This window comes from Guptibacillus algicola, from assembly GCF_020171805.1.
GTDB classification, from domain to species: Bacteria; Bacillota; Bacilli; order Bacillales; family Guptibacillaceae; genus Guptibacillus; species Guptibacillus algicola.
Map to the genome: position 1 here is coordinate 64,755 of NZ_JAIVAF010000004.1, position 25,596 is coordinate 90,350.

The following is a 25,596-nucleotide window of genomic DNA, read 5'->3' on the forward strand; positions in this document are numbered from 1 at the left end:
ACTTCCTTTTGAGAGGAAAAGTCTTTCTTTATACTATGCCTCGTTCGATTAAAATCATGTTTGTAAGAAGAGAAATGCAATAGTGAACTAAAAAGGGAACTCCATGAGGCTGAAGTTCCCTTGTCTTATTCAACTATTTGATCCTTTATCCCGTACAAATCATCACAACGTTTCCATCAGGATCTTCAACTGTGAAAAAGGAAAAATCATCGAAATGAATAGGCTCAGAATCAATTTTATACCCGAGTTCTTTTACGAATGAATACGCCTGTTGAATATCATCAGTATGGAAATTAAAGATAGGATGCTTCGAAGGATCGACCTGTTTCGTTTCTCCTTCAGGTCCAGCATCGAGTACAACTCCAGTATGATGATTGATCTTTAGGTTATAGACAGGCTTTCTTACTTCTTCTAAATCGACCTCTTGACTGAGTAGCTTCGTATACCACAACACAGAGCTTTCTAAATCAGTGACATGAACAAAAATCGTATGTACTTTGTTTGCGATCGGACTGATCATATCATTCATCCTCCTTGTGTCGATGGGAAAACAGGGACGCCTACCCTCGGTAAGCGTCTTTCTCACCTATTTATTCTCTAACTTTGCAGAAAAGAAACCTAACGCTGCACCAAGGATGGCACCGCCAAGAACCTCAACAGGTTGATGTCCTAGAAGCTCTTTCAATTCCTTCTCCCTTTCAACAAATTCAAAACTAGCAAATTGACCTGAACTTGATATTTCAGCAATGTTATCTTCGAGATCATTAACAAGCTGAGCAATCTCACCCGTATGACGGCGAATTCCTTGAGCATCATACATGACGATCACACCAAAAATGGCTGCTAGGGCTGTTTCTGTATGACGCGACCCTTTGTTCGAAGCGATATACGTCGCGAGCGCCGACACCCCTGCTGAGTGAGAGCTTGGCATTCCACCAGTCGTTGCAACTTGTTTCACATCCCACTCGCCCGTTAACCGTTTGTACGTAAGGATCTTCAATCCTTGTGCAATCGCAATTGAGGATACCGCTGTTAAAATTCCTCGATTCATTTTCTGCATCTTTTCAACCTCCACTTAAGCTATCATTCTTTTATTCCCAATACCCTAAGTAGAATGGTTTTATTCGATAGATTCGAGATTCCTTAACAATTAGTCGTGATGTTCATAAGTATGTTCATACAAAATGGGTCATTACCCGGGCCACTACCCTGCCTTCACAACTTTCTTTGAAGGTTTCTTTATTTTATATTTCTGCCCAACTACTCGGATGATAGGCGTACCGATGATGGTTGGGAGAAACCAGTAGTAGATGGTCGGAAGCTCGTTCAGAACTGGGATCTTAGACACATTTACGACTAAAGTCGCCGTTATGATACCAATATAGGATCCTAGCATTCCGCCAATGTGAAGCGTTAACCATTTCTTTGACTTTTTCTTTTTCACAGATAGGAACCCTAGCAAAGCAAGCCCATATGAAAACAATGCGATATAAAAAAGATACTGACTTTCTTTCCAGTGAATGATCGCCATGAGTACAGCTGTAATAAACACAGCCACGTATGACGCATGATAGAGTTGACCAACATTCGTGTGCTTACCCTTTCGTTTCTTGAACGCCATCGCAAACACACCGCTGATCAAACAAATCGATCCAGCTATAATATGTATAACTAACAAAAATCCCACTAAAAACCCTCTCCACTCTTTTCAATTTCATTCCTCACGCTCTTAGCCAATATGTTCTCATTCCGTTATTTACGATAGTCGATTGGTTTGGGACTTGTTTCACAAGGAGTATGAAGCTTAATATATCCACTGAAGATGCGGCAGCATTCAGTAGAATCAAGACTTTAAGCGTTGTCGTCAACAAGCCTAGCCCACTAAGGACAAGTGGCAGGAGAATGGATAGAATGATAAAAGGTGCCACTGTAATCAGGATGTACCGGCCTTTTGATATACGTTCTTCACTTACAACAAATCCTCCAAACGCTGTTACCCCAACAATGGTTTTATCTGATTTCATAAAGTTTGGGATGAACACTAAATGAAGGAGCTCATGAATGATCAAAAGTAGCACGATACCGATTAGAAAACCTGTGTGAATAGTAAAAGTGATGGAGCTTAAAGTGATCCCGAACTCTCGTAACGAGAGCGAAGAAACGGCCATGATGACAAGCGCACTCAACAATGCCGTCATGATCATGATGGGAATCGAGAACAGAATCGCTTGAGTAGTATTCCGCGGTTCTTTTAACGGAGTCCATCCTGACGTTACTAATTCGTTATGAACATGATCATCGCCCTTAGGAACTTTACTCTGAATCTTCATCGTACCCTCTCATTGCCTACTCCTTTTCTCAAAAACGCCGATGATAGAATCAGAGCGATCCCAAGTGCTACGAATGCAATAATAATCGACGTTGTTGCACGATCTAAGTAAACTAACGTAAGACCTGTCAAAAGAAATACTAGTCCAAGAAATAAGTTTACCTTCCCTAATATAGAGACTCGTTTCATAATGCTTACCCCTTTCTTTCTAAGATGCCACTACATGCTTTCGATTCAAACATCTAAATTCCTTTTTTTGGTACAAAAAAAGACATTCCCCAATAGGAAATGCCTTGCTACTTAGTTTACTAGTCGATTCTTATCCTTCCAGAACGATTTTCGAATTACGACCTTTTGGATCTTTCCTGATGCTGTTTTTGGAAGTTCGTCGATGAACGACACACTTTTCGGTGCTTTGAAATGAGCGAGCTTTTCACGGCAAAATGCGATGAGCTCATCTTCCGTCAATGTTTCACCTTCACGGAGAACGACAACCGCATGCGGACTCTCTCCCCATTTTTCATCTGGTTTTGATACAACAGCTGCTTCTAGTATAGAAGGATGTTCATACAGCGTTGCTTCTACTTCAATAGAAGAAATGTTTTCACCACCGCTAATGATCACGTCTTTTTTCCGATCGACGATCTCGATATTCCCACCTTCATCCACGACCGCCATGTCTCCTGTATAAAGCCACCCATCACGGATTGTCGCATTCGTTGCTTCTGGATTTTTATAATAGCCTTCCATGACACCGTTCGTACGCGTAACAATCTCACCGATTGATTTTCCATCATGTGGCACTTCATCGCCAAGTTCATCAAAGACTTTTACTTTGCTTCCGATCATAGCGTATCCCGCTTTTGCTTGTAGACGGTACCGTTCTTCTGCCGGTCGATTGATATCCATCGAACGCAATTCGGACGTAGTAATGAGCGGCGAAATTTCAGTCATGCCGTACACCTGGGTGAACTTCCAGCCGAGACCTTCTTCTACTTTTCTCACAAAGGCTGGAGGTGGTGCTGATCCTGCGATGACCACTCGGACGTCTTGATCGATTTCAGGCTTTTCTTCCTCAAACGCTTCGATCACCATATTTAACACAGTTGGAGCCATATGTAGTATCGAAACACCATGCTTCTTGATTTTATCTAAAATGAGAGAAGGCTCTGTTTTCCTTAACATCACCTGTGTTGCGCCGTTTGCCGTATAGTAAAAAGGTGAACCCCAGCCATTCACATGAAACATCGGTAGTACGTGAAGAAGCGTATCTTGATCACTAACACGGAGATGATGCATGGTGGAGAGTGCATGCAAATAATTCGAACGATGACTCAACAAGACTCCCTTCGGATCCCCCGTTGTCCCGCTCGTGTATAACAACGATGCGATATCATCTTCCTCTAGTTGGGTCCGTTCGAAACCTTCATCTGAAAACGTCTTGAGCCAAGGCTCATAGGCCCGCCCACCATCCTGCTCATTTCCATGAACAAACACATGTTTAAGGTTTGTAAGAAGTGGTAGCACATTTTCAACAAGGGGAAACAGCTCTTCATCTACAAAGAGAACTTTACTTTCACTATGTTCTAGAATGAATTGATAATCAGTCGGTTTGAGACGTGTGTTCAATGGTGTCATGATCGCTCCGACTTGAAACACACCATAAAACCCTTCTAGCATTTCAGTCGTGTTTGGTGCAAGGTATGCTACCTTATCACCCTTCTCAATCCCAAGTGCTTGGAGTCCACGTGAGAGCTGGTTCACTCGGCTGTTCAACTGTTTATACGTTAATACCCGCTCATCATCAATAATCGCGGGCTTTTCTCCATACAAGTCGACAGCTCGATCAAGAAAGTCAGTTAACACTAACGGTACGTTCAACACATCCACTCTCCCTTATGAGAATTTAAAGCGTTTACATACTATTCTAATAATTCAACTGTACTATATCAACCATAAAAAGGAAAACAGAAACTATAACAACGAAAAAGCGGCTTTTAAAAAGCCGCTTTCCCTACTATTCGTCAATCTCGTAAACAAGTGTATCGAACAACGTATCATCCGTGTATAACAGCATTGCCCACTCGCCCTTTTTCGGGACTTTAACAGATGACGGTGCATGCGAATCCGCACCATTGTTCTCTCCCATTACAGGAATTGTCCACGCTTCATTTAGAATCTGGTGGACAGTACCGCTCTCACGGTGGTAGCCGACAACGGTTAACTCAGCTTCCTCCACTCCCCATAGGTGCCACATCCATTTTTGACCTTCTAAACTAGGTTGGTCCATCCCAATTACCCCAGACTTCCCTTCATTGCCGACCATGTTTCCATCACCAAACGGCTCGGCTTTATTTTCCCACTCAATTTCATTAATATCTTCTTCCTGTACATATTCCGGAGCACCATCTGGGATTGTCACGACTTCTTCATTAGACGTACATCCTATTAGGAAAACGAAAAATAACCCAATCATCAACATCAATCTTCTCATATTACTTCACACCTCTCGAAACGTTCAATCTTCGACCTATTCCTTCATCTTCTACTACTCATCATCCAAAACCTTCCATGCCCATCCATTTTATTTTCTTCTTGTGTAGATTTTCATTATACTTTTGATAGGAAGAGGAGAGGGGACAAATGAATGAAAGCAATTCGAATACAATCAGAAGAGCAGTTAAAGCAGGCTTTTGAGATAAGAAAGACCGTATTTATCGACGAACAGGGGACTCCCGAAGATGAAGAATACGACGCATTCGACAGTCTACATGCTGAGGCCGAGCATATCCTTATCTTAGACGGAGAACGTGCAGTCGGAACAGGCAGGTGGCGCATTCATGATGGCTATGGGAAACTTGAGCGTATTTGCATCCTTCCCTCCCACCGTAAGCAAGGCATTGGGAATAAGATCGTTCACAAACTTGAAGACCTTGCCGCAAAGCAAGGGATTACAAACGTTAAGCTTCATGGTCAAGTTCAAGCTGAAACGTTTTATCATAAGCTTGGGTACAAGACGGTTTCTGACGTGTTTATGGAGGACGGCATCCCCCATATCCTTATGAAAAAAGCACTATCTGAAACATTTTAACTACTAATTACGTAATACAATAAAAGCTCGTCTAAAGAAAGGAAGGCTAGAATGAGAAGCGGAAATCCTGTATTAAAGAACGACATCTTTCAGAACACAGGTGAACAAGGAGATACGATGACGCTCGGTGGAACTGTTGGAAAGACGTTTGTACTCTTTCTCTTTCTACTTGGAACTGCCGTCTACACCTGGTATCGCTTTTCTCAAGGTGAAGACATCATAGCAATGATGATGATCGGAGGAATCGGAGCGCTCGTGGTGGCTCTCATAACGGTCTTTGTAAAGAAAGCGGCACCGATTACCGCTCCCATCTACGCAGCACTAGAAGGATTCGCAATAGGTGGGATATCAGCGATCCTTGAAAGCCAGTTTCCTGGTATCGTTATCCAGGCTGCAGCGCTAACGTTTTCTGTCATGGGTGTCCTGTTGTTCCTCTATGCAGCAAGGATTATTAAAGTAACGAAGAACTTCCGATTGATGGTCGTCTCTGCGACACTCGCGATCTTTGTTGTTTATTTACTTGATTTTGTTCTGAATATGTTTACAACCATGACAGTGCCATACTTGCATTCAAACGGCGTGATCGGAATCGGTATCTCTGTATTCATCGTTGCGATCGCGGCGCTCAACCTTGTATTAGACTTTGACTTTATCGAAAGAGGCGTCGATGCACGCGCACCTAAATACCTCGAATGGTACGGTGCATTTGGTCTTATGGTCACTCTAGTGTGGCTTTATATCGAGATTCTGAGACTTCTTCAGAAAATACGAAGATAGAACAAGAATGCCCTGCGGATTGCAGGGCGTTTTTCTTATCAAACATCATTAAAGCCAATGCCAACGACCGTTTTGATAAGATGGAGAAGAATACTCTATTTTTCAGGAGGCTAAATAATGAAATACAAACAAATTGAATTTAATACAGACCGATATTTTGTGGGGCTTAAATACCCCAGTTTATTATCCTCTCAACGTTTAGATGAAGTCGATCTACCCTCCTTCTGGATAACATTCTCAGAACAGTTCATGAATCGTCATGTGAGTCACCTTGTTCAGAAGGAAGAAGCAATCGGCTATATGAAGCGTACACTCAATTCCAATTATGAGTACACCGCAGCATGTGAAGTAACAGAATTCGGTGAAACGAGCGGTTTTGAGAAAATCGTCATTCCAAAAGGACCATACTTATCGTTTGAAATCAGTTTTCGTCACAAAGATCGTGATATTCGGTCTGTTTATGATTTTGTACGAAACGAATCGCATTCAGAAATTAATGCAGACCTTTCGTATTGCTTGGAATATTATCCTGAATCTTTTAATCATGAGGACGAACACACGTCACTCTATTTCATGGTCCCCCTTAAAGAAAATTAAGTTATCCACGATTTTTTGCCACTGAGGAATGAACATGGGCCGTAGCGTGAGCGACTGTTGGCTGAGTGGAATCTCTCCCCTTCACCTGCTTCAACGTCGCCACGATCATAAAGCTCACGATTACTAATAACAGCCATGAACTGACTTTTCCTAGATGTACGAGACTCCAGGCATCTCTTTGATTGGGATATTCCCATGCATTAAAAAAAGTAGCGATGTTTTCGGCGATCCAAATAAAGTAGCCGATAAGTACGAAAGAAAGAGCGATCGGCATTCGATATTTCTTCCCTCCAACTTCGTATCTGACCCATGATTGAAAAAAGACAATGATGACAAGCGCTGATAACCACCAACGTACATCAATCCAAAAGTGATGAGTGAAGAAATTCAAATAGATTGCTGCCGAAAGCGGAACGACTACCCAAAATGATGGCCACTTGACTAGTTCTACCCTAAGTCTTCTCCACGCCTGGCAAAGATAACTCGCCACACTTGCATACATAAACCCGCTATACAAAGGCACTCCAAAGATTTTGGAATAGCCTTCCGCTGGATAAGACCATGATCCCATGTGCACTTTGAAGAGTTCTAACGCAAGACCGATGAGGTGAAACAACGAGATGACTTTCAATTCATCTCGTGTTTCAAGTCCTGAGCGAATCATCCACCACTGCATTAGGAGACAGATGAGAAGGAGCCAGTCATACCTTGGTAAGAGTGGAAGAGGCACGAATTTCGTTATCGCTAAGGAGGCAAAGATCACAACTGGGAACAAACAGGATAGAGCTTGCTCCCACCCGAAACGAACAAGTTGTTTAAGTGTTCTCCTCATCTCCTAAGCGTCTTTCTCATTTTTATATTCCAAAATATCACCAGGTTGGCATTCTAATGCTTCACAAATCGCCTCAAGTGTAGAAAATCGAACTGCTTTCGCTTTTCCATTCTTCAAGATCGAAAGGTTAGCCATCGTAATCCCAACCTTTTCTGAAAGTTCGGTTACACTCATTTTCCTTTTCGCTAACATCACATCTATGTTGATGATAATCGCCATGTTATTCACCTCATACCGTTAAATCATTTTCTGATTTGATTTCAATCGCACTCTTTAATAACTTCTGTAGAACTGCCGCAAAAACCGCGATTACAAGAGAAGCAAAGACGATGATCATCCCGATTACGATGACACCAGGCGCATCCTCCATCTGTCCTACAAAATAAAAGAATGGCATAACGAATATATACACCACACTGATTGTAGCTGCGCAAAACTTAATCATTCTTAATGCTTTTACTGAAGAATGAGAGAAAGCATCATCTTTATCGATATAGCTTAAAAGTTTTAGAGCCTGATACAGTGCGATAAAGAATGGAATAGCAGCCACATACATCCCTATGAATAATGGGTAGAGAAAAGAAACCATATCTGTTTGACTTCGTTTTGCTTCAGTAGCGATCGATGGAAGCGCAAAAATACAAAGTGCTAGTACAGCGACTCCTATAAAATAAACAACTACCCTCAAAAAATTTGTTGAACCCAGTTTCATTCGATACACCTCGCTTGTTTGTTAATGTGAATATAACTCACTATTTATCGTTTTTCAATAAATAATTATTATTTAATAGTATGTATTTATTGTTAATGTATTCGAAACCACTTAAACCTCAAACTTTTTTAACATAAAAAAAAGCTCATTCCATATGGAATAAGCCTTTCCTTACCTCTCATTTATCGCTGAATATTGATTCGAGTCCCCTAAGAAACGTTTCACGCCACCAAAGCACATCATGTCCTCCATTAAACACTTCATACGTAACGTCATAGCCATTTTTCACAAGTGTGTGATGGGTTTGCTTATTGGCTGCTTGTAATGCTTCCATTTCTAACCGTCCTGCATTCATATAGATTCGTACAGGATGCTTCGGCTCCGTATCTATGTATTGTACAGACCAATACTCATCAATTATCTTCTTGTGATTGAATGAACCTGATTGAGATATGACATTACTAAAAAGATCTGAACGCGTTAACGCACTATAAAATGCCACCAATCCACCTAAACTCGCTCCGCATAACACGATATCGTTTGGACTTTGACTCACTTTGAACCGGCTATGTATCCAAGGTAATAACTCATCTGATAGAAACTGAGTGAACCGCTCATTCCCATTATATTCAGTAAAACGATCAGGACTATCCACTCCGATCATGACCGTTGGAGGGATTTTGCCTTCTTCATACAAACGATCGATCATAGTAGGAACTGGGATAGCCTCGGTATATTGAAAACCGTCGAACAAAACCAATACATTCTTCTTGGTATCATTCGATTCAACCGGATCATAGATCCAGAGATCTCTTTCATTATGTAATAACTCACTTTTGAACACTTCTTTGTATAGGTTGGGATTCTTAGTAGGTAATTCCATTGAGGAAAGGCGCTCATCGGCCTCTACATAAGATGTCTCTGTAGGTCTACCACCGCGTGATTCAGAAAACACCATTTTCTTACGGTTTAACGGGTCACTCTTCAAGTGTTTAAACCTTTCTCCCCAGTCGTCTCCATATTCATCATTTATCGAAAAATAATACGTGCTTGCAAAAGGGCTATCTATAAGAAAAGATTTCACCCAGATCTCACTATCTTTCACTCTCTCCATTTCACCTTTCTGTAACTCCCAACCTGGAAAACTACCTAATACGTGCACTGATGTTGTGTTGTCATCCCCGATATATATAAAATGAACTTCAATCCCTTCATCTACGCTATGAATTATTGGTGTATCGAGTAACTTAACATTTTGGACATTGGTTTCATCGATAAAAGGACTTTTTATTTCTTTTATGTTCACAACATTCCCCCATGCTCGTCACCCGCACCCTAAACTAAAGGGTGCGGGGCGCGTATTTATTTTCTCTTCCGTTTATTCTCATCTTGCTTCAACCAATAACGAATCCCTTTCCCGGCAAGTGGCTCATCCATGTGCCTTGGGATTACATGTAGGTGACTATGTGGAATAAATTGACCTGACACCTCGCCAACATTCCAGCCAACAGAATAGCCATCAGGTGAAAAACGCTCATCGAGGTAGGCTTTCGCTCTGTTTAAGAGCGCATATGTATCAAGCCATTCCTCTTCTGTTAAATCAAAAGGGTCACTTCTATGCTTTTTAGGGACAATCACACCAGAACCCTTCAACACTTTTTGCTCTTGATCATGCTGAAGAAAATAACATGTTTCTGTTTCATACACGATCGTTTGATTTACATCGCTATATGGATTGCAAAATGGACAATCTTTTTTGTACATCAGCATCCCCCTCCACTTAAAAAATTCGATAGTCTATAATAAAAACCCTCTAAAATAACTTGATAGCTCCTATTATAGGTATCGTGTAACAATCCACTCAAATGTCTGCAATCATTAAAAAGACCAGGATTATCCGAAGATTTCCCTGGTCTTTCTTTTGATCAAGCACTTTCTACTTCATTCTTCTTTTCTGTACGATCAATCACGGTAGAACCAACAAGGTCTCCTGTAACGTTAAGGGCTGTTGCTCCCATTCCAACAAGCGCATCGACAGCCGTTAGTAACGCCACTGTTTCCATCGGCAATCCAACTTGAGAGAAGACGGTTGCGATCATGATGATCCCTGCACCAGGGACACCGGCCGTTCCAATTGAAGCGAGTGTTCCAACGAGAACGATCGCTAGCATATCTGGAAAGCTAAGCGGTGTACCGACAACATTAGCAGCAAACACGGCGGATACCGCAATTCGTATTGCCGCTCCATCCATGTTGATCGTGGCACCTAGCGGTAGGCTGAAGCTATACAAACTCTTTGAAAGGCGGAGTCCTCTTGCCGCATTTAGCGTGACAGGTAGCGTTCCCGAACTACTCTGCGTAACAAAAGCTGTAATCATTGGGGTACGAGCTTTCGAGAAGAACTCACCAGGCTTCACTTTGAAGAATAGGAGCGCAATAAGATAAATTCCGACCTGAACACCGAGTGCAATGTATAAGACTACTATCATGTTTCCAAGCGACAGAATCGTATCGAGCCCTTGATTTCCAATCGTCTTAGCAATAATGGCGAAGATCCCGATCGGGACGTACTGAAGTACAACATTCATAATCTTAAAAGTCGCTTCATTTAATCCTTCGACAAGCTTATATACGTGCTCACCTAACTCAGCTGTTTCTTCACTGCTTCTAAGTGCAGCTATCGCAATTCCGAATACAAGTGCGGTGAAGATGATGCCAAGCAGATTCATTTCACTGAACGCATTCACGATATTCGTCGGCACGATGTTGAGTAGAACGCTCACAACGCCAGGATTCTCTGGCACCTCAACACTTTCGTTCGGATTAAGGCTTAACCCTTCGCCTGGATTAAAGAGGCTCGCGATTGTAATTCCGACGATCATGGCAACCGCACTAGAGATCACATAGTAGCTAAACACCTTTCCACCTTTACGACCTAAATCACCGAGTTTCGTTTGGTTTACACCCACGATTAAGGTGAAGAGAACGAGTGGGATGATGAGGAACTTCAGAAGATTAAGTAATAAATCTCCGAACGGAGCAAGAAAAGAAGCGTCCTCACCAAAAACGAATCCAACGATAATCCCTAATATAAGTGCAATTGTAATCTTTAGTATTAATGAGGCATCAAGATAGCCTCGAAGTAATTTTTTCATTCCCTTTCTCCCCTTGCAACCAATCTATCATTAGTCCTATGAATTTACTAGGGAATAAAGATACCTTACATTTTATTGAAAGTCAATGGGTTAGGCTTGTAAAACAAAAAGAACCTGTGCTAGCAGATTCTTCATTCTCTACCCTATTATCCTCTCGGACCAAACAACATCACAGATACCCCTATTAAACAAATACCTGCACCAAGCCAATCATAAACATCAGGCGTCTTCTGATCCACGCCCCACCCCCATAGTACGGAGAGAATGATGAACACTCCGCCATACGCTGCATAGACTCGTCCGAATGACGGAAACGTTTGAAACGTAGCAATAACACCATACAGGGCCAAAGCAATTCCACCGAGTAACCCAAAGTACGAAGGCTGTCCTTCCCTTAACCACAGCCAGATCAAATAGCCTCCGCCAATTTCAGCAATGCCTGCAAGGATGAATAATAGTAGTGCACTGATCACATGAATCACTCCTCGCTCCTTATTGACCTAGTATCACCTCTTAAACACTTTATAAGCATTCTAGCTTTTAATAAGGCTACTTATCAATTTATAGGTTTTCTAATAGAATTAACCTTCCTCTAAATGGCTCCGTATGTAAAAAGAAAGCTGCCTCATGCTGAGACAGCTTCCTTTACTACTTCGATCATCCTTCTTTATGCTTTCCTCTCCCGAAATAAAAGATTCCTGAAAAGATACCGAGCAGAGTCATACACAGCGCGAGGATAAGTCCTGCCCACGGTCCAACTCCAGCTATGAATGGAACGGAGAGTGCCGTGACGAGACCACCACCAAGGAACGGTTCATAAACGAGCTGTTTGTAACCGAACGCTTCAAACGCAGGTGATTCGTTATCTGGGTCAACGATTCGCATCAAGAGAAGACCCGTTGCAGTTACACCCATCGATTGACCAAAGTCACCGATTCCTCGTTCAAACCAATAGTTTGGAATGATCTTCGGTGCAAGGAATAGGAACCCAAACAAGTTCCAGGAGATTCCCGCTACAGCTAGAATCAAGAATGGTACGAGATAGTCACCGATTACTTCAAGAGAAACTGTTGCGATCGCTGAAATAATCAAGAGGTCTAACGCAAGCCCCTGAATACGATTGATCATGCGGCGATCAACCAGATTGTACCTATCGTTTTTATTAAAGAAGATCTGCAGAATAATTCCGCCGAACATTGCGATTGGGAATAGTGGGATATACTTCATGAAGCTTGAACCAGTCCACTGAGAAATCGTAATCGCTTCAAGTCCAATCAATCCTTGTAGAATCCCCCAACCTATTAAGATCGCTAACATGATAATCGCTAGATGGAACGATAACGGCTCGATCGACTCCGGACGTAGCGTCATTTTTCCAGCTGGTTCTCTGTTTTGATATTCCATAATCCCACTTTTACGAAGATCAGAGAAACCATCCACATCTTTAATCACTTCTGTTTTGTTATTTCTTACTGCCCAGTTAATCAGGATAATTCCGAAGATAACACCTGATAACACACCGACTGTTGCGAGTCCAATCGCAAGATCGAACGCTTCAGAAAAACCAAGCTCTTCGAACGTGCTAGCCATTCCGGCCGCTGTTCCGTGGCCTCCCTCGAAGGCAACTTCGATGAGCGCACCAGCCATCGCTGGAATATCGAAGAATGGAGTGAGAATGAGTAAAACGACTAATAAACCGATCACATATTGTCCCCAGCCGATCGCCCAACCGAAAGCTAACTGAGGTCCACCGTATGTCCACACATCTTTAAGCTTTGGCATTGCAGCGCCAAGGAATAAAGAAGCGAACACGACGTTGATCATCAGACCAGGAAGTGCAGCCCACACTTCAATAATCGTATCTGTCATGATGCCATTGTTTAAGAAGTGTCCTTCAGAAACGAATGGACCAACTAACTTACCAAGCACCTGTGGCCCTAATAGTAGAGCGATAAAGCCACCGATAATGGATGCTGGTAAAAAGAGATCTTGCAAAATTTTCACTTTAACACGTATGAGTTTTCCGATTAGAAGAAAGACACCTATATATAATAGCGCAAACCCTATTTGCTCCGGACTCAAAATGAACCACCTCGTTACATCAAGATTCTAGCTGTTTCGAAAATATTTCTCGTACTAACAACCACTATTTTTTCTTCCTCGTAAAAAAAGTCATTAAACGTATTTTCAAAAAAAAAGACTTTTCAATTTTCTCCAATTGAAAAGTCTACTCTAGAATTTTGATAGGTGCAGAGCTACTTCTTTGATTCTTTCATCCGTTTGCTCTTCTAACTTATCTCTCTCTTCGTTATCTGTATAAAATGTATCTCCCTTGATAATATGATCCGATAGATTAAGGAGACTGATCGCTTTCCGGTTGAATTTCTTCGCGACCGCAAACGTTGTTGCAGTTTCCATATCCACACCGATGTGACCTTCGTCAGACCACTCCTCTACAAGCTCGCTTGTTTCCGCGTGGATCGCTCCCGTAGTAAAGATGCTTCCTGTTACATAAGAGTAGTTCTTTTCTTCACAGTACCGAATCGCTTCTTGTACGAGACCTTCATCCGCTTCGACCGTTTGCTGATTAGGCAAATACCAGTGTGAAACCCCATCTTCCATCACGGCTGACGTTGCAATAAAGATATCGCCGTAGCTGACATTGTGAGACAACCCACCAAAGTAACCCGTTTGGATGAATGAGTGTGTTCCTAAAACAGCAAATCGATGTGCAACTGAAGCCGCAATAGGTCCTCCAAACACATTTGCGAATCCTATCCGCCAATCACGGTATGTGCCAACGATTGAATTCCAGTCTGGTAGCCACTGCTCTTGTTGAAGAAGCTCTTTCCAACTTGATAGATTCCATTCATGTTCCCATTCGCCGTGAAGGATAAAGGCATATGGCACATCTTCCGCCTTGATGTTCATCGCTTCCAACCAATCCGCTTTTTCAAAGTCTCCGTATAATTTCATAAGTACCTCCAAGCCGTCACTATAATGAATGCAGCAAACGATCCAGTTCAGTTACCATACCTGGAATCCATTCTTTCGATTCCGGAATAGCTTCTGCACCATGATCGATTAGCCACCGAACCATGTAGATCGTCCAGCAAATTCCGCCCATCGTAATTTGCCATTCTAAATCAACCGAGAGCTCTTCTTCAACCTCATTTCGATACGCATCTGTCAGCTTTTTCGCGCTCACACCATAGTCTTCAGCAGAAGAAATGAGACAATACAAATCTCCAAGGTGTGGACTCAGGTTCGCATTCGCCCAGTCGATGATCGTTACCTGCTTATTGACTCTCACCATGTTTTTTGGATAGAAATCATTGTGAGTAATCGTGACTGGGAAGCGTTTATACAGCTCTTCCAACTGCTTTGGAAGAATGTCTAAGGCATGTTGAAGAATGACGTCCTGGTTAATTTCTAATACATGATGTTGCTTCTTGATATAGAATAAATCGTTGATCAATTTATCCTTTTTCAAATAAAAGACATCTTTGATCGTAGAACCCTTATTCGCAAGTCTTGATCGAACCTCGGATCTCATAGCAGCTAACTTTCTGGCTGCTTCAATAAAATAAAGCTCTTCAGGATGCTCCTCAACACTTTTCCCTTTTACATCTTCCATCAATAAGATTCCTACAGAACCTTCTGAAATCGCGTTGTAAATGATAGGTGAGTCGACTTTTAACGGACGAAGTAGATGTTCGTAAACGGATGCCTCACGCGAATTTTCTCCCATTCCTTTCTTCGCAATCATCGTGTTTCCACCTGGCATCGTTACTCTCCAAACTTCTGATAGTGACCACTGTCGCAAAGACTTCCAAACAACGGCATTCTTCAGAGCTGGAACAAGATGAATATATTCCGTCCAAGCATTTGGCGTGTTCATCGCTTCACCCCTTTAGATGTTCAAGATTAAAGGAAAATGAAGCTGCTCAAGCAGCTTCATCTTATTCTTCATAAATTCTTCTTCATCGAAATCGAAGAAGGTTGATAGCCATTCTTCTGATAAAGCTGGATCGCTCGATCATTATTCCCAAAAACACTTAAACCGAGAGAAGAGATCCCCATCTCCCTCACGACTTCTTCACACTTCATTAACGTCTTCGAGCCATATCCTTTACCTCTAAATTGTTCATCGATGTAAATATGATAAAGGTACGCATGCCTTGTTTCCTCATTCACATTGAACCACAACAATCCTACCCTTGATTCAGTAATAGCATCATGAACAAGATACAAGTAGTGACCTTTCGTCGCAACACCATCTGGAAAGGTTTCTTCAAAGAACGTTTGAGACTCTTCTAACGCTTTTTTGGGTGGAACATTAAAGTTAGTTGAAATATCCCTTGAATAATCAGGAATCATAAATGCAAGATAATCTTCAAAGTCTTTCTGAGTCATTTCTCTCAATGTAATCATAAGCTAATCTCCTCATTTGCAGTGTTTTACTTATAAATATCTACCCTCAAAAAGTAAACCTGTACGCAAATGATGATCATTCGTCTCACTGCCCAGGTTTACTTAAGCAAACCACGGGACACACATGAAATTAGTAGAGATCATTTTGTTTCCTCCTTAGCCGATGTAATCCAGCGCTTCCTTCAACATATCTTGAAAGTTTACTGGATACTCATGATCTAAATCTGATACAATCTTAACCTTATGCTGAATGTTTCGCTTCACTAAAAGCTCTCCAAACCTGTTTGCACCTTCAAAGCAATCCTCATCTTGCTCACCGCAGATGATGTAGCCCTTCATATCCTTATCAAGGTTATCGAGCAATTCTTCCCACTCTTCTACTTCTGGTAACCACGGAGCAACAAAGATAAACCCTTTAACTGGTAATTCCTTCTTCACCATAGCATGAAGTGCAACGCGACACCCAGCAGAAAAGCCTCCGATTGTAATGTCATCATACCCCTCACGCCATTGTTGGATATGAGTTACAAGCTCATCGGATCCTTTTTCGAGATCGTCCCATTCGTAAGCATCAGAGAACTGAATTTGAGAAGACTGTGGAAGTGCGAGTGTGATTCCGTCTGACACGACGGACTTCCAATACTCTTCCGTTAACGCGATGTTCTCCTGATCGCCGTGCAATGCGATAAGCAATCGTTTTTCCACACCGTCTTCAGAATCCGAAATAATCTTTAATTCAGGCTTTGCCGCCGCTTTCGCTTTTTCTTCTCTCTTCTTACAAATCTGTGCTAGTTCTTGGAACTCGCTTGTATCTTTGATCGAATCAAGGTCTTCATCTGCCATCAAGTAGTCATACGAATACCAGTAACCGTGATCGATAACAGCTTCCCTCATCAATCCTAATGCTTCTTCTTTCAAATCTGAAGCTGCAGCAAGCGCATATTGAAAATTGTAGATCTGTGTTCGATTTCCATCGACCTCGTCAGCATGCTGCTCAATATAGCGAAAAGCTTCTAAGCTTCCATCGTTCTCATATCTTTCGATCGTTTTATTCAGTAATTGTGTATATGTCAACTCTTTCATGCGTTCCTCCAATAATTCATCATTACTCTCCACTCGGAGCATATGACTGGTCTCGTACGACTACGGTTTCTGGTACAAATTTAATTAAAACATTACTGTCTCCTAATCCCTGAAAATTAGGTGACCATTCTTCTTCATTCGGTCCCAAATACCTTGTCAGAAGTCGCGTCGCTATTCCTTTATCAAACTTCTCTACGGTAGCTGATCCTCTAAATCCTGCATGCAATACTTTACCAGTGCGACGATCAAAATCTACGATTCCAATCGCGCATTTCGAATTTTCCTCTATTCTTTTCGGAAATGTATCTGAAGGTGGTGTACCTATAATCCATATGCACTGATCTTCCCAATAAAACCAAACGGGAGACTCCCTCGGACCCTCATCTGCCATCGTCGAGAGATGTGCAAATAATGGCTTCTTCATAAATTCATCAAGATCGAAGCTCCGATTTCCGCTGATTATTTTCATTATGTATCATCCTTAAATATATAAATTATAGTTCCCTAACCTTCACATCAACTTCTAGTTATCGAGGATCAATACCTTTTTAAATATCGATTTCTATTTATTCAGTTATTTTAGCTGACTTGATTAAAAGTTAGGACATCTTACACAAACCGTATACCTCTCATAGAGTAACAAAAACGAATCGAAGGTGTAAAAATGAAATACAGGTATGCAACGGCACTAAACTGTATCGATGGTAGGACTCAAATCCCTGTCACAGAATGGATAATCAACCATGTTGGGGTGGACTTTGTGGACTTAATTACCGAACCTGGAATGGACCGCGTCTTATCACATGGGTCTTGGCATGAAATTGACAAGATCAGAAGAAATGCAATCGTTTCAATTGATGCTCATAACTCTCACGTCATCGCAGTCGTAGGTCACTATGATTGTGCCGCCAACCCAGTAAGTGATTTTCAGCATTTAGATGATATTAATAATTCTGTCCAAACCGTTAAGTCGTGGTGTCTACCAGTGGAAGTTATTGGACTTTTCGTTGATGCTCAGTGGCGTGTACATGTAATTCCCAATTAAGTTTCGTTAAGGTTGTTTTGTAGAAGCTTGTATTTGAATCATTCAAATATTTGGCCTCACTATGGCTTAGGTTAAAGCGATCTTAAAGATCGTTTCAACCGAGTCAAGCTCCCTTCCACGAAACAATATTACTTCTCAACATAATTAACAGCAAAACAAACGAATATTCCTTCCCTCTTTGAAAAAGCTATAAGATGTGCAGATAAAAAGGGGCAATGAACTATGTACATAGTAGGAACTCTATGTTGGGTGATTGCGGCTAGACTATTCGGAGACTGGCGCCATTGGGAGAAGTATCACCATACCATACTTTATTTTATAGTATCTGATCTTCTCTATAACTTCATAACTTCCCATTATCCACTATGGGAGTATACTGAAAGTAATTTTCTACCTAACCACACTACAATAAATTTAATGGTTATGTTTATTATCTATCCTTGTACGATATTGATTTATCTCCCTTATTTAGAAAAGCTCAGAAAACCATTCTCCAAGTTTCTCTATATTTCGGCTTGGGTAGGATTCTATGTTTTTTGTGAGTGGCTGTTCTCACTTATTGATCTATTCCACTATCACAACGGTTGGACACTGTTTAGCTCTTTTGTCTTTGACTACATCATGTTCTCGATGCTCTATTTGCATTTCAAAAGACCGCTTCTTGCTTATGTAATCTCTGTTCCAATCATTATCATCCTGCTCATCGTTTACAATGTTCCTGTAAGCGAGTGGAGATAGCTAAGGAGGAGAACAATGGCCCTATCTATAGCGATTACCATTTCAATAATCCTTTTACACCTCTCTATTTTTCAACACAGCAAGCACTCATTTCTTGATAACTCAATCGTTTTTTTTGTCGTATCCATCTTCATTATGAATTACTTAACAATCATTGCGTGGAACAAGGAATTCATTGCGGTATCAACTGATGATTCTTTGTTCGTTTCGTTTCTCCTTCATCGAAATCTTATCACACCACTTCTCATAGTCCTTTTCGCCAATACATTTCGAAAACAGAAAGGCGTCCTTGTGAAGGTGGGGTTACTGGCAAGTACCTTGCTCATCATGTATCTCTTCAATTTTGGATCTGTTTATTTCGATGTTGAGAATTATAAAGAATGGAACTTACTCCTTGCATCGATGATGGATTTCATCGTGCTAACTATTGGCGTTGTTACTCTCCATTTCGTAGTGTTTCTCAAAACGAAGGAGACTCAGAACTATGGAGGTCTATGATCAATCGTTCAATCAAAATGAGTGGTTCGTTATTATAAGTATCTTTGTCTTATTCACTTTGCTTTTTGTATTGCCAAAGCTCTTCTCATTACTAGAAACGATCGGGTACTGTTTGTTCGGCTTATTCATCGGGATGTTTAGCGATCAGACACTTAGCATAGCTCCTTGGGATTTCTATGATGTGAATGACACGGCAGCCTATCAGGTAACGGATTTCTTAAGCTACCTTATGTATTGTCCATACAGCTATTTCTTTGTTTACTTCTATGTAAGATTGAACATTAAAGGCCCCTATACGATCCTCTACATCGTGATTTGGACTGCTGCTTCCCTTTTAATGGAATGGATTGGAACAAAAATAGGCCTATATCATTTCAATAAAGGCTACTCGATGTATTGGTCTGTGCCTATCTACTTGTTCTTTCAATCAATCTTGGTTATTTACTTTGAGGTGACTAAACGAACATAACCATACACCTTATTATCGATATTCTCTGATTCCATTTTCAAATGCCCTAGCATCGTTATGTTCAATTCCATGAAGAGCTTCTTGCAACGCGAACGTTTCTTTGTAAAACATGACGCGTTCTAGTATGTCTTGTCCGTCAGGGTATAACGAGAGACACCGACGTATGAAATTCTCTCCATAGCTTGCGAATAGCCCTGCGAAATCATAGGCTGAATCACCAATCTCGGTTTCTCCAAAATCAATTATCCCAGTTATTTCATATCTTTCAGGGTCCCACAAAATATTGGATGCTCCGAAATCACCATGAATTCGTTTCTTATTAACACCGGCATGTTTCTCATTCCTTAAGAATGATTCGAACAGATTAGAAACTTCCCACTTAGCATCTTGCCTCATATAAGAAAATAACTTCTTCTGAATCCTTACATACAGATCCTCAACTTCACGATGGATATCCTCGCTGCTTTGATCACCTGATGAAGTAGCATGTAGCTCGGTGAGAAATGTGACGAGCTGTCTCGCGATTCGCTCTTTGTCTTCTTCCTTTGTAAACCTATGGAAGTTCTCTCTCCACAAAGGCTCCCCTTCTATCATTTCATACCCAGCGAAAACCTTACCAGCCTCATATGGGTCAAATGATTGATAAGTAGGAGAAGGGATTGGGAGCGAAACATGCTTTCTAACGTGATTCAGGACGTCCGTTTCTTTTCGTAACGCTTCGATTCCTTCTTCATACTTTGGAAATCTGAATACGAGCGATTCGTTTACAATGACTACATCGTTGTTTTGTCCGATCGTATTTTGCTTGATACTCGTTATGTTCAATTCCGGGTAAACAGTATTGATTTGATCTTTATAGTAGGCTTCCATTATCGATCTCCTTTTTTTGTTACACAAGTTCATACCGTAGTAAAATCATACCCTTTCTCAACATCTAAGTTTACGTATGATTACATTCGGTTATATACCTTGTGTAGTTAAGATTTCATAATGATTTCATCAGCACATCGGAAAACATTCTCATGTTTCTATACCTTCCATACGTGGAACATAGAACATGAAGACACGTTAAAGGAGAGGTTATATAATGAGTAAAGATCCAAAAAGCGCAGCAGCAGAAATGAATCAAGATAAGAAAGATGATATTCTAGAGAACTTTCAGCAATTCAAAGATTATCTAGGCGACCAAGTTCATAAAGGTGAGAAACTCGGACTTGGTGAAGAAGGATTAACAAAAGGTGCTAAGCGCGTAGGCGACTACTTAGCAAAACATGAAGATCCACGCAACCGTGAACAAAAAGTATTAAACGAGCTATGGAATGTGGCTAACGAAGAAGAACGTAAGCACATCGCTCATGTACTCGTTAAGCTAACTGACGAAACAAACAAGTAAGTTGATGACGTAACGTCTAGCACGTTACAGTAAGAATAGAGTGTTACCATCTAAGGATGGTTCAGCAATCCCGGGCTCTCACTGGAGATGTGAGCTCGGGTTTTTATGTTAACCATAGCTTTTTTGCTTCATCTGTAGATAACGCGAGTACTTCGGTAAAATACTTATGTAATGGCATCGATTGATCCCACTGCTTATAGCATGCGATCAAGCTTGAAAGTTGATCATCGAAGTAATCTTCTACTAACACTTTTACAATTTTTTTGCTTCTCCAATAGTCATAAAAAGCCCCTGACAAACCATTTTCTTCACCATACCGATACCCTGCTTTACCAAATTCGCTTAAACAGTACTCGCCGAATTGGTCTTTATAATGCTGTATTAACATTTTCTCAACTTCAACCGTATCGTTAAACTTTTCCTCAGAAAACAATAGCTTCCGTGGGATGTATTCACAAAGCCCTTCTTCAAACCACATATTCACATCGTCACCTTCAAAATCATCATGAAAAAAGTCAGCATGATGCGTTAGTTCATGTGCCGCAATAGCAGCAACATCAAGAATATCAGTTGAGGCATAATACGTCTTAACCCTTTCCATCTCCCCATCTACAGTAGACAAGAATAACTCCTTCCAAACTGAAGGATCTGGACTCATATGGATGAGATCGCGTGACGTATAGGCTGGTATAGGAATGTCAGAATATAGCTCTGTTGCAGATTTCAAGTCGTGAAAAACAATACCTCTAGGCGCTTCAAATGATGTGAGTTTTTTTAGTGAGTTCGTATAATCCTCTAACACCTCAATCACTTTCAATCCATGTTTCTCAATGTCATTAACCTTCGATGTGTCGGTTACGGATATGGCATACTCCAATTCTTTCACCTCTAACTCAAGTAGAATATTTTTCTATTTTTTATAATTTATGGTTTAAACGTAACATAGACGGGTATTAGATAGAACAAAAAAGCACACATCTCTTCAATCTGATGTGTACAACGGTTCGCCTCACGTACTATTCAAACCTTTTAGAGCGTGCTGAACACTTGCCACTGTCCTTAGGCTACCTATATCTAATCCTGCCTGAACAGCTTTTTGAACAAGCTCTGGTCGAAATCCAGTATATATTGTCGATACTCCTAGCAACTCTAGCACTGCCTTCATCTTGAAAAGAAACAGAGCCACCCCGTCGTTAATTGTATAAATTCCTGATACATCGACAATCAAGTGCTGCAACTTCTTCTCATGAACCTTTCTCGGTATGTTGTCTAACACGTGTTCGATTCGCTCATCATCTAGCATACCAATCAGTGGGAAAACGGCAATTCCATCGAACACAGGCACGATAGGTAAACCAATTTCGTCCAACACTTCTTTAAGCTTTCGATCACTATTTTTTCGTGAGGTAATATCTCGAATGATCGATTGGATTGCAGGGACATTACCGAACACAACCGCATGGCAGTACCATTCCACCTCGATCAGCGAACCATCTAAATTAAACATCTCTGTTTCAAAAATTTTACCGATCTGCCTCTCTGTCATCATTTTCTCAATGCGTGCCTTAACATAATCTCTTTGGTCACTTTTAAATAAATCAAGAACATCTAAACCAATAATGTGATCTTTTGTGCCATCAAGAAAGTCTGCACCAGATTGATTAATAAAAAGGATTTCATGGTTAGAATGAATCACAATCGCTTCGTTCGAGTACTCAAGGCTTTGCTTAAAGACGTGTGCCTTCTCATTACCTGTTAAATTTCCAATAGCAGGTTGTTGTTCCATCATTCCCCTTCTCCTAAAAGATGTCACGAACGACAATGGCTACAGTCTGCTTTGGTTTTGGCTTCCTACAATGCTTCCCCTACCTCAATGCTCAAAATGTATACCAAACTCTTTCTTCTTCAGTCGTTAAAATCCTTTTTTTCTACAAGAAACTCACTCTTTTTTTACGAAACTCCTCTAATTTACCAGAATTATGAAAACAGAACTCAGATAAATGTTTGAACCACCTGGCCTTTTCCATGCTTTGTGGTGACTTTCGCATGTGCTCCATTAATGAACGTTATTTGAGGCGGTACATGACCACAATCAATATCGAATACCACTGGCACACCAAGCTCTTCCGACAGCTGTTGATACACGTCCTCAATCACATACTCATCTACTGGTCGATTGGCTTTACTTCTTCCAAACAAAACACCAGAACACTGATCGAACCATCCTGCTAGTTTCATCTGTACTAACGCTCGTCTCACGCTTGTTACGCTCATTTCACAGTTTTCGAAATACCAGAGAATCGGTTCATCTGAGAGAACGTTCTTCCTATACGAAGCCACTTCTCCAAACGGAGTGCCAACTAAATGGGTGAGGATGTCGAGGCAACCACCGAGTAAACGACCTTCTATAGAAACGTCACCTTGAGCTGTAGTTTTCCATTCGGTACGTTCGGTCAAATGAAATACACAGGGTGAAGGATTATCATGATGCCATTCCTTCTGGTAGTACTCAGAAGAAATTTGTAAAACTGAATCACCTTTACGAGTCTTTAACACCGACTCCCACATTGCAGTTGTCGCATCTTGATACTCTCCTCGTAAATCCACTAAATTCGTCCCGTGAGCTGTGGCAATCCCCGTCTTTACTGTAATTGAAAACAATAATGCACTCACATCGGAATAACCGAGAATCCACTTTGGTTTGATGCTTTCAAAATCAAGATGTTCGAGGATTTCGATCAATAGCTCCCCTCCCCATGGTGGGATAACGAGGTCGATCTCCTCATCTTGCAAAAACCTTTTCAACTCTTCTGCACGTGTTTTAGCAGAAGCTGATTTTGCCTTTTCCTGTGTCCATACGGTGTTCCCGCAAATTAGCTCATATCCTTTCGCTTCGACACGGTCACACGCTTCACGAAACATGCTATGTAGGCTTTCTGGAATGCCAGAAGAAGGAGCTGTTACTCCAATCTTAGTGCCTTCATTTAGAATTGGATATCGTATCATGATGCATCTTCCTCACTACCGAAAATTTGTGTACTCAACTCTTTCGATAACTAGATCATGTTTCCTCCCACTCTTTTCTTACTGCCGAGAATAAAAAAAGAGCGTGGACCTCGCCCACGCTCATTCACTATTTTTCTGTTGTCATTGAGATATATTGCTTCACGACTTCGTATACGTATTCCTGGTTTGCTTCAGCTGTGTCAGGATTGTACTCCCCATCGTTTACTTTATTGTTAGATAGAACGCGAATGCCAAGGAACGGTACATCATAAGCCTTCGCGATTTGTGCGCCTGCAGCTCCTTCCATTTCCTCAACAGAAGATCCGAAGTTCTTATGGAACCAATTGATGCGATCCACTTCATTGTTCCAAACGTCAGCAGATCCTATTGTTCCATTTACAATCTTACCTTTCGTGTACGTATCTTTCACTGCATGTGCGGCAGCTAGTAAATCCTTATCACCCTCGAAATAACGAATGTTCTCGGCATCAGGATCTTCTCCTGCACTTCCTTCAGAAGCCATCAAATCCATCGGGATCCACTCTGTTGGATGAATTCCTTCACCTTTTTCTTTATTCGGTGTTTTTAACGAGCCAAGGTTAACTGTTCGTTCCCCTAAAACGATATCAAATACGTGAAGCTCTGGATCATGTCCGCCTGATGTTCCTTGATTAATAATCGCGATCGGATCATACTTCTCAATCGCGACAGCTGTCGCAGCCGCTGTGTTTTCCATTCCCTTACCAGTCTTAGTGACGATTACTGGATATCCGTCTAATGTCCCTTTGTAAAATACAAATGAGCCTGATTTTTCTTCTTTTACATCATCTAGCTTACCAGCAAATTCTTCAGCTTCGATCGGCATAGGTCCTTGAACGATGATCGGTTGTTGTTTTTTTTCTTTTGCTGCTTCAGCTCCACTTTCTGTTGAAGAACTACAACCAGCAAATACAGATACTACTAGTACAGAAATTAGTGTTAACGTCGTAAACTTTTCGAACATTCTAGTTGTCATTTGAATTTCCCCTTTGTAAGTAAAAATATGATGCACCGCTACTATCTACTCTGCTCCCCTCTAAGATGATTAATACACGCAAGATCCAACAGAAAAAGGTCTAGAAATGTAGAATAATATCTACCTTCTAGACCTACGGAGTCAAAGTATTTACAATTAAGCAAAGACTACTATCATGCAAAATCATAGTAAAAAGAGACAGCAATTGCCGAACAGCTATATACTTCAACTCGTAGTCTAGTTCTTTCGATGGGAACCAGGTAGAGACACTCAGACCGTATTACTGAGGATATACGAGTTATGTTATTAAATTATTTACAGTGACAATATATCAAAGCGGTGAAAATTAATCAACATAAAAACGAACATTAAATTATAATAATTAATTAATGTTCGTTTATTTGGAAATGATAGACAGACAG

The 25,596-nt window shown here is 41.0% G+C and carries 33 protein-coding genes and 1 riboswitch; of the genes, 8 read left to right on the forward strand and 25 right to left on the reverse strand.

The window, feature by feature from the left end:
• Positions 1 to 145: 145 nt before the first annotated feature.
• The 7 genes from LCM09_RS14380 to LCM09_RS14410 all read right to left on the reverse strand — a co-directional run bounded on the left by LCM09_RS14380 (position 146) and on the right by LCM09_RS14410 (position 4,823).
• The gene (locus tag LCM09_RS14380; RefSeq protein WP_224883229.1) at positions 146 to 529 is read right to left on the reverse strand and encodes a VOC family protein; all 384 of its coding nucleotides are present in this window, start codon (positions 527 to 529) and stop codon (positions 146 to 148) included.
• Between the two features lie 57 nt (positions 530 to 586).
• The gene (locus LCM09_RS14385) at positions 587 to 1,060 is read right to left on the reverse strand and encodes a divergent PAP2 family protein (protein WP_224883230.1); all 474 of its coding nucleotides are present in this window, start codon (positions 1,058 to 1,060) and stop codon (positions 587 to 589) included.
• 144 nt (positions 1,061 to 1,204) lie between these two features.
• Positions 1,205 to 1,621, reverse strand: coding sequence for a DUF2306 domain-containing protein (locus tag LCM09_RS14390; RefSeq protein ID WP_224883889.1), 417 nt, complete (start codon positions 1,619 to 1,621; stop codon positions 1,205 to 1,207).
• 100 nt (positions 1,622 to 1,721) lie between these two features.
• Complete coding sequence (locus LCM09_RS14395; protein WP_224883232.1) at positions 1,722 to 2,330, reverse strand: DUF3267 domain-containing protein; 609 nt, start codon at positions 2,328 to 2,330, stop codon at positions 1,722 to 1,724.
• Positions 2,327 to 2,518: a hypothetical protein gene (locus tag LCM09_RS14400; RefSeq protein ID WP_224883234.1), complete on the reverse strand. Its 192-nt coding sequence runs from the start codon at positions 2,516 to 2,518 to the stop codon at positions 2,327 to 2,329. Before LCM09_RS14400 ends, LCM09_RS14395 begins: the two co-directional genes overlap by 4 nt.
• 111 nt (positions 2,519 to 2,629) lie before the next feature.
• Positions 2,630 to 4,210, reverse strand: a complete 1,581-nt coding sequence (locus LCM09_RS14405) for a long-chain-fatty-acid--CoA ligase (protein WP_224883236.1) — start codon at positions 4,208 to 4,210, stop codon at positions 2,630 to 2,632.
• A gap of 136 nt (positions 4,211 to 4,346) precedes the next feature.
• Positions 4,347 to 4,823 (reverse strand): DUF4871 domain-containing protein, encoded by a 477-nt coding sequence (locus tag LCM09_RS14410; RefSeq protein ID WP_224883237.1) that lies wholly within the window; start codon positions 4,821 to 4,823, stop codon positions 4,347 to 4,349.
• A gap of 153 nt (positions 4,824 to 4,976) precedes the next feature.
• Here LCM09_RS14410 and LCM09_RS14415 point away from each other — a divergent pair, with 153 nt between their 5' ends.
• The 3 genes from LCM09_RS14415 to LCM09_RS14425 all read left to right on the forward strand — a co-directional run bounded on the left by LCM09_RS14415 (position 4,977) and on the right by LCM09_RS14425 (position 6,794).
• A complete protein-coding gene (locus LCM09_RS14415; protein WP_224883245.1) occupies positions 4,977 to 5,420 on the forward strand; it encodes a GNAT family N-acetyltransferase in 444 nt (147 codons plus the stop codon).
• Positions 5,421 to 5,471: 51 nt separating this feature from the next.
• Positions 5,472 to 6,197 carry a Bax inhibitor-1/YccA family protein gene (locus tag LCM09_RS14420; protein WP_224883247.1) on the forward strand — a complete coding sequence of 242 codons (726 nt, stop codon included), beginning with the start codon at positions 5,472 to 5,474 and terminating at the stop codon, positions 6,195 to 6,197.
• Between the two features lie 117 nt (positions 6,198 to 6,314).
• A complete protein-coding gene (locus LCM09_RS14425; RefSeq protein ID WP_224883249.1) occupies positions 6,315 to 6,794 on the forward strand; it encodes a GyrI-like domain-containing protein in 480 nt (159 codons plus the stop codon).
• Position 6,795: 1 nt separating this feature from the next.
• Here the strand turns inward: LCM09_RS14425 and LCM09_RS14430 are convergent, their stop codons facing one another.
• The 13 genes from LCM09_RS14430 to LCM09_RS14490 all read right to left on the reverse strand — a co-directional run bounded on the left by LCM09_RS14430 (position 6,796) and on the right by LCM09_RS14490 (position 17,479).
• Positions 6,796 to 7,626 carry a DUF817 domain-containing protein gene (locus LCM09_RS14430; RefSeq protein WP_224883250.1) on the reverse strand — a complete coding sequence of 277 codons (831 nt, stop codon included), beginning with the start codon at positions 7,624 to 7,626 and terminating at the stop codon, positions 6,796 to 6,798.
• Between the two features lie 3 nt (positions 7,627 to 7,629).
• Positions 7,630 to 7,845, reverse strand: coding sequence for a helix-turn-helix domain-containing protein (locus tag LCM09_RS14435; RefSeq protein ID WP_224883252.1), 216 nt, complete (start codon positions 7,843 to 7,845; stop codon positions 7,630 to 7,632).
• 10 nt (positions 7,846 to 7,855) lie between these two features.
• Positions 7,856 to 8,338: a DUF2975 domain-containing protein gene (locus LCM09_RS14440; protein WP_224883254.1), complete on the reverse strand. Its 483-nt coding sequence runs from the start codon at positions 8,336 to 8,338 to the stop codon at positions 7,856 to 7,858.
• 178 nt (positions 8,339 to 8,516) lie between these two features.
• On the reverse strand, positions 8,517 to 9,644 hold the full coding sequence (locus LCM09_RS20925) for an alpha/beta hydrolase-fold protein (RefSeq protein ID WP_224883256.1): 1,128 nt from the start codon (positions 9,642 to 9,644) through the stop codon (positions 8,517 to 8,519).
• Positions 9,645 to 9,700: 56 nt separating this feature from the next.
• Positions 9,701 to 10,102, reverse strand: coding sequence for an HIT family protein (locus tag LCM09_RS14450; protein WP_404800837.1), 402 nt, complete (start codon positions 10,100 to 10,102; stop codon positions 9,701 to 9,703).
• A gap of 161 nt (positions 10,103 to 10,263) precedes the next feature.
• Complete coding sequence (locus LCM09_RS14455; RefSeq protein WP_224883258.1) at positions 10,264 to 11,493, reverse strand: dicarboxylate/amino acid:cation symporter; 1,230 nt, start codon at positions 11,491 to 11,493, stop codon at positions 10,264 to 10,266.
• 146 nt (positions 11,494 to 11,639) lie between these two features.
• Entirely contained in the window at positions 11,640 to 11,963 is a 324-nt protein-coding gene (locus LCM09_RS14460; RefSeq protein ID WP_404800849.1) for a YnfA family protein, read from the reverse strand.
• Positions 11,964 to 12,150: 187 nt separating this feature from the next.
• Positions 12,151 to 13,575 carry a sodium/glutamate symporter gene (locus LCM09_RS14465; protein WP_224883262.1) on the reverse strand — a complete coding sequence of 475 codons (1,425 nt, stop codon included), beginning with the start codon at positions 13,573 to 13,575 and terminating at the stop codon, positions 12,151 to 12,153.
• A gap of 150 nt (positions 13,576 to 13,725) precedes the next feature.
• Entirely contained in the window at positions 13,726 to 14,469 is a 744-nt protein-coding gene (locus LCM09_RS14470; protein WP_224883264.1) for a nucleoside phosphorylase, read from the reverse strand.
• A gap of 19 nt (positions 14,470 to 14,488) precedes the next feature.
• Entirely contained in the window at positions 14,489 to 15,394 is a 906-nt protein-coding gene (locus tag LCM09_RS14475; protein ID WP_224883271.1) for a phosphotransferase, read from the reverse strand.
• Positions 15,395 to 15,462: 68 nt separating this feature from the next.
• A complete protein-coding gene (locus LCM09_RS14480) occupies positions 15,463 to 15,927 on the reverse strand; it encodes a GNAT family N-acetyltransferase (protein WP_224883273.1) in 465 nt (154 codons plus the stop codon).
• A gap of 156 nt (positions 15,928 to 16,083) precedes the next feature.
• Entirely contained in the window at positions 16,084 to 17,010 is a 927-nt protein-coding gene (locus LCM09_RS14485; protein WP_224883275.1) for an alpha/beta hydrolase, read from the reverse strand.
• A gap of 22 nt (positions 17,011 to 17,032) precedes the next feature.
• Positions 17,033 to 17,479 carry a pyridoxamine 5'-phosphate oxidase family protein gene (locus LCM09_RS14490; protein ID WP_224883277.1) on the reverse strand — a complete coding sequence of 149 codons (447 nt, stop codon included), beginning with the start codon at positions 17,477 to 17,479 and terminating at the stop codon, positions 17,033 to 17,035.
• Positions 17,480 to 17,674: 195 nt separating this feature from the next.
• On the opposite strand from LCM09_RS14490, the gene LCM09_RS14495 reads away from it, so the two are divergent.
• The 4 genes from LCM09_RS14495 to LCM09_RS14510 all read left to right on the forward strand — a co-directional run bounded on the left by LCM09_RS14495 (position 17,675) and on the right by LCM09_RS14510 (position 19,760).
• Positions 17,675 to 18,055 (forward strand): carbonic anhydrase, encoded by a 381-nt coding sequence (locus tag LCM09_RS14495; protein ID WP_224883279.1) that lies wholly within the window; start codon positions 17,675 to 17,677, stop codon positions 18,053 to 18,055.
• A 222-nt stretch (positions 18,056 to 18,277) separates the two neighbouring features.
• On the forward strand, positions 18,278 to 18,793 hold the full coding sequence (locus tag LCM09_RS14500; protein ID WP_224883281.1) for a CBO0543 family protein: 516 nt from the start codon (positions 18,278 to 18,280) through the stop codon (positions 18,791 to 18,793).
• Positions 18,794 to 18,808: 15 nt separating this feature from the next.
• Complete coding sequence (locus LCM09_RS14505) at positions 18,809 to 19,291, forward strand: hypothetical protein (RefSeq protein ID WP_224883283.1); 483 nt, start codon at positions 18,809 to 18,811, stop codon at positions 19,289 to 19,291.
• Complete coding sequence (locus LCM09_RS14510; protein WP_224883284.1) at positions 19,278 to 19,760, forward strand: hypothetical protein; 483 nt, start codon at positions 19,278 to 19,280, stop codon at positions 19,758 to 19,760. The genes LCM09_RS14505 and LCM09_RS14510 overlap by 14 nt, the downstream gene beginning before the upstream one ends.
• Before the next feature lie 12 nt (positions 19,761 to 19,772).
• Here the strand turns inward: LCM09_RS14510 and LCM09_RS14515 are convergent, their stop codons facing one another.
• Positions 19,773 to 20,630, reverse strand: a complete 858-nt coding sequence (locus tag LCM09_RS14515) for a phosphotransferase family protein (RefSeq protein WP_224883286.1) — start codon at positions 20,628 to 20,630, stop codon at positions 19,773 to 19,775.
• Positions 20,631 to 20,847: 217 nt separating this feature from the next.
• Between LCM09_RS14515 and LCM09_RS14520 the strand changes: the two genes are divergently transcribed.
• Positions 20,848 to 21,153, forward strand: a complete 306-nt coding sequence (locus LCM09_RS14520) for a DUF3243 domain-containing protein (protein ID WP_224883288.1) — start codon at positions 20,848 to 20,850, stop codon at positions 21,151 to 21,153.
• 103 nt (positions 21,154 to 21,256) lie between these two features.
• Here LCM09_RS14520 and LCM09_RS14525 read toward each other — a convergent pair whose 3' ends face one another.
• The 4 genes from LCM09_RS14525 to LCM09_RS14540 all read right to left on the reverse strand — a co-directional run bounded on the left by LCM09_RS14525 (position 21,257) and on the right by LCM09_RS14540 (position 25,174).
• Positions 21,257 to 22,030, reverse strand: a complete 774-nt coding sequence (locus tag LCM09_RS14525; RefSeq protein WP_224883290.1) for a hypothetical protein — start codon at positions 22,028 to 22,030, stop codon at positions 21,257 to 21,259.
• A gap of 132 nt (positions 22,031 to 22,162) precedes the next feature.
• Complete coding sequence (locus tag LCM09_RS14530) at positions 22,163 to 22,942, reverse strand: PAS domain S-box protein (protein ID WP_224883292.1); 780 nt, start codon at positions 22,940 to 22,942, stop codon at positions 22,163 to 22,165.
• 203 nt (positions 22,943 to 23,145) lie between these two features.
• On the reverse strand, positions 23,146 to 24,159 hold the full coding sequence (locus tag LCM09_RS14535) for a S66 family peptidase (RefSeq protein ID WP_224883294.1): 1,014 nt from the start codon (positions 24,157 to 24,159) through the stop codon (positions 23,146 to 23,148).
• 127 nt (positions 24,160 to 24,286) lie between these two features.
• Positions 24,287 to 25,174: a 5'-methylthioadenosine/S-adenosylhomocysteine nucleosidase gene (locus tag LCM09_RS14540; RefSeq protein WP_224883295.1), complete on the reverse strand. Its 888-nt coding sequence runs from the start codon at positions 25,172 to 25,174 to the stop codon at positions 24,287 to 24,289.
• A gap of 213 nt (positions 25,175 to 25,387) precedes the next feature.
• Positions 25,388 to 25,491: riboswitch (purine riboswitch) on the reverse strand.
• Positions 25,492 to 25,596: the final 105 nt, after the last annotated feature.

What these genes read in the sequence shown, in the direction of transcription:
- LCM09_RS14500 (WP_224883281.1), top strand. Translation starts at nt 18,278, where the DNA reads ATGTACATAGTAGGAACTCTATGTTGGGTGATTGCGGCTAGACTATTC.
- LCM09_RS14430 (WP_224883250.1), bottom strand. Translation starts at nt 7,626, where the DNA reads ATGAGGAGAACACTTAAACAACTTGTTCGTTTCGGGTGGGAGCAAGCT.
- LCM09_RS14425 (WP_224883249.1), top strand. Translation starts at nt 6,315, where the DNA reads ATGAAATACAAACAAATTGAATTTAATACAGACCGATATTTTGTGGGG.
- LCM09_RS14485 (WP_224883275.1), bottom strand. Translation starts at nt 17,010, where the DNA reads ATGAAAGAGTTGACATATACACAATTACTGAATAAAACGATCGAAAGA.
- LCM09_RS14410 (WP_224883237.1), bottom strand. Translation starts at nt 4,823, where the DNA reads ATGAGAAGATTGATGTTGATGATTGGGTTATTTTTCGTTTTCCTAATA.
- LCM09_RS14540 (WP_224883295.1), bottom strand. Translation starts at nt 25,174, where the DNA reads ATGACAACTAGAATGTTCGAAAAGTTTACGACGTTAACACTAATTTCT.
- LCM09_RS14495 (WP_224883279.1), top strand. Translation starts at nt 17,675, where the DNA reads ATGAAATACAGGTATGCAACGGCACTAAACTGTATCGATGGTAGGACT.
- LCM09_RS14470 (WP_224883264.1), bottom strand. Translation starts at nt 14,469, where the DNA reads ATGAAATTATACGGAGACTTTGAAAAAGCGGATTGGTTGGAAGCGATG.
- LCM09_RS14415 (WP_224883245.1), top strand. Translation starts at nt 4,977, where the DNA reads ATGAAAGCAATTCGAATACAATCAGAAGAGCAGTTAAAGCAGGCTTTT.
- LCM09_RS14510 (WP_224883284.1), top strand. Translation starts at nt 19,278, where the DNA reads ATGGAGGTCTATGATCAATCGTTCAATCAAAATGAGTGGTTCGTTATT.
- LCM09_RS14385 (WP_224883230.1), bottom strand. Translation starts at nt 1,060, where the DNA reads ATGCAGAAAATGAATCGAGGAATTTTAACAGCGGTATCCTCAATTGCG.
- LCM09_RS14400 (WP_224883234.1), bottom strand. Translation starts at nt 2,518, where the DNA reads ATGAAACGAGTCTCTATATTAGGGAAGGTAAACTTATTTCTTGGACTA.
- LCM09_RS14395 (WP_224883232.1), bottom strand. Translation starts at nt 2,330, where the DNA reads ATGAAGATTCAGAGTAAAGTTCCTAAGGGCGATGATCATGTTCATAAC.
- LCM09_RS14480 (WP_224883273.1), bottom strand. Translation starts at nt 15,927, where the DNA reads ATGATTACATTGAGAGAAATGACTCAGAAAGACTTTGAAGATTATCTT.
- LCM09_RS14505 (WP_224883283.1), top strand. Translation starts at nt 18,809, where the DNA reads ATGGCCCTATCTATAGCGATTACCATTTCAATAATCCTTTTACACCTC.
- LCM09_RS14520 (WP_224883288.1), top strand. Translation starts at nt 20,848, where the DNA reads ATGAGTAAAGATCCAAAAAGCGCAGCAGCAGAAATGAATCAAGATAAG.
- LCM09_RS14515 (WP_224883286.1), bottom strand. Translation starts at nt 20,630, where the DNA reads ATGGAAGCCTACTATAAAGATCAAATCAATACTGTTTACCCGGAATTG.
- LCM09_RS14475 (WP_224883271.1), bottom strand. Translation starts at nt 15,394, where the DNA reads ATGAACACGCCAAATGCTTGGACGGAATATATTCATCTTGTTCCAGCT.
- LCM09_RS14440 (WP_224883254.1), bottom strand. Translation starts at nt 8,338, where the DNA reads ATGAAACTGGGTTCAACAAATTTTTTGAGGGTAGTTGTTTATTTTATA.
- LCM09_RS14450 (WP_404800837.1), bottom strand. Translation starts at nt 10,102, where the DNA reads ATGTACAAAAAAGATTGTCCATTTTGCAATCCATATAGCGATGTAAAT.
- LCM09_RS14535 (WP_224883294.1), bottom strand. Translation starts at nt 24,159, where the DNA reads ATGATACGATATCCAATTCTAAATGAAGGCACTAAGATTGGAGTAACA.
- LCM09_RS14455 (WP_224883258.1), bottom strand. Translation starts at nt 11,493, where the DNA reads ATGAAAAAATTACTTCGAGGCTATCTTGATGCCTCATTAATACTAAAG.
- LCM09_RS14530 (WP_224883292.1), bottom strand. Translation starts at nt 22,942, where the DNA reads ATGATGGAACAACAACCTGCTATTGGAAATTTAACAGGTAATGAGAAG.
- LCM09_RS14435 (WP_224883252.1), bottom strand. Translation starts at nt 7,845, where the DNA reads ATGGCGATTATCATCAACATAGATGTGATGTTAGCGAAAAGGAAAATG.
- LCM09_RS14380 (WP_224883229.1), bottom strand. Translation starts at nt 529, where the DNA reads ATGAATGATATGATCAGTCCGATCGCAAACAAAGTACATACGATTTTT.
- LCM09_RS14390 (WP_224883889.1), bottom strand. Translation starts at nt 1,621, where the DNA reads ATGGCGTTCAAGAAACGAAAGGGTAAGCACACGAATGTTGGTCAACTC.
- LCM09_RS14420 (WP_224883247.1), top strand. Translation starts at nt 5,472, where the DNA reads ATGAGAAGCGGAAATCCTGTATTAAAGAACGACATCTTTCAGAACACA.
- LCM09_RS14490 (WP_224883277.1), bottom strand. Translation starts at nt 17,479, where the DNA reads ATGAAAATAATCAGCGGAAATCGGAGCTTCGATCTTGATGAATTTATG.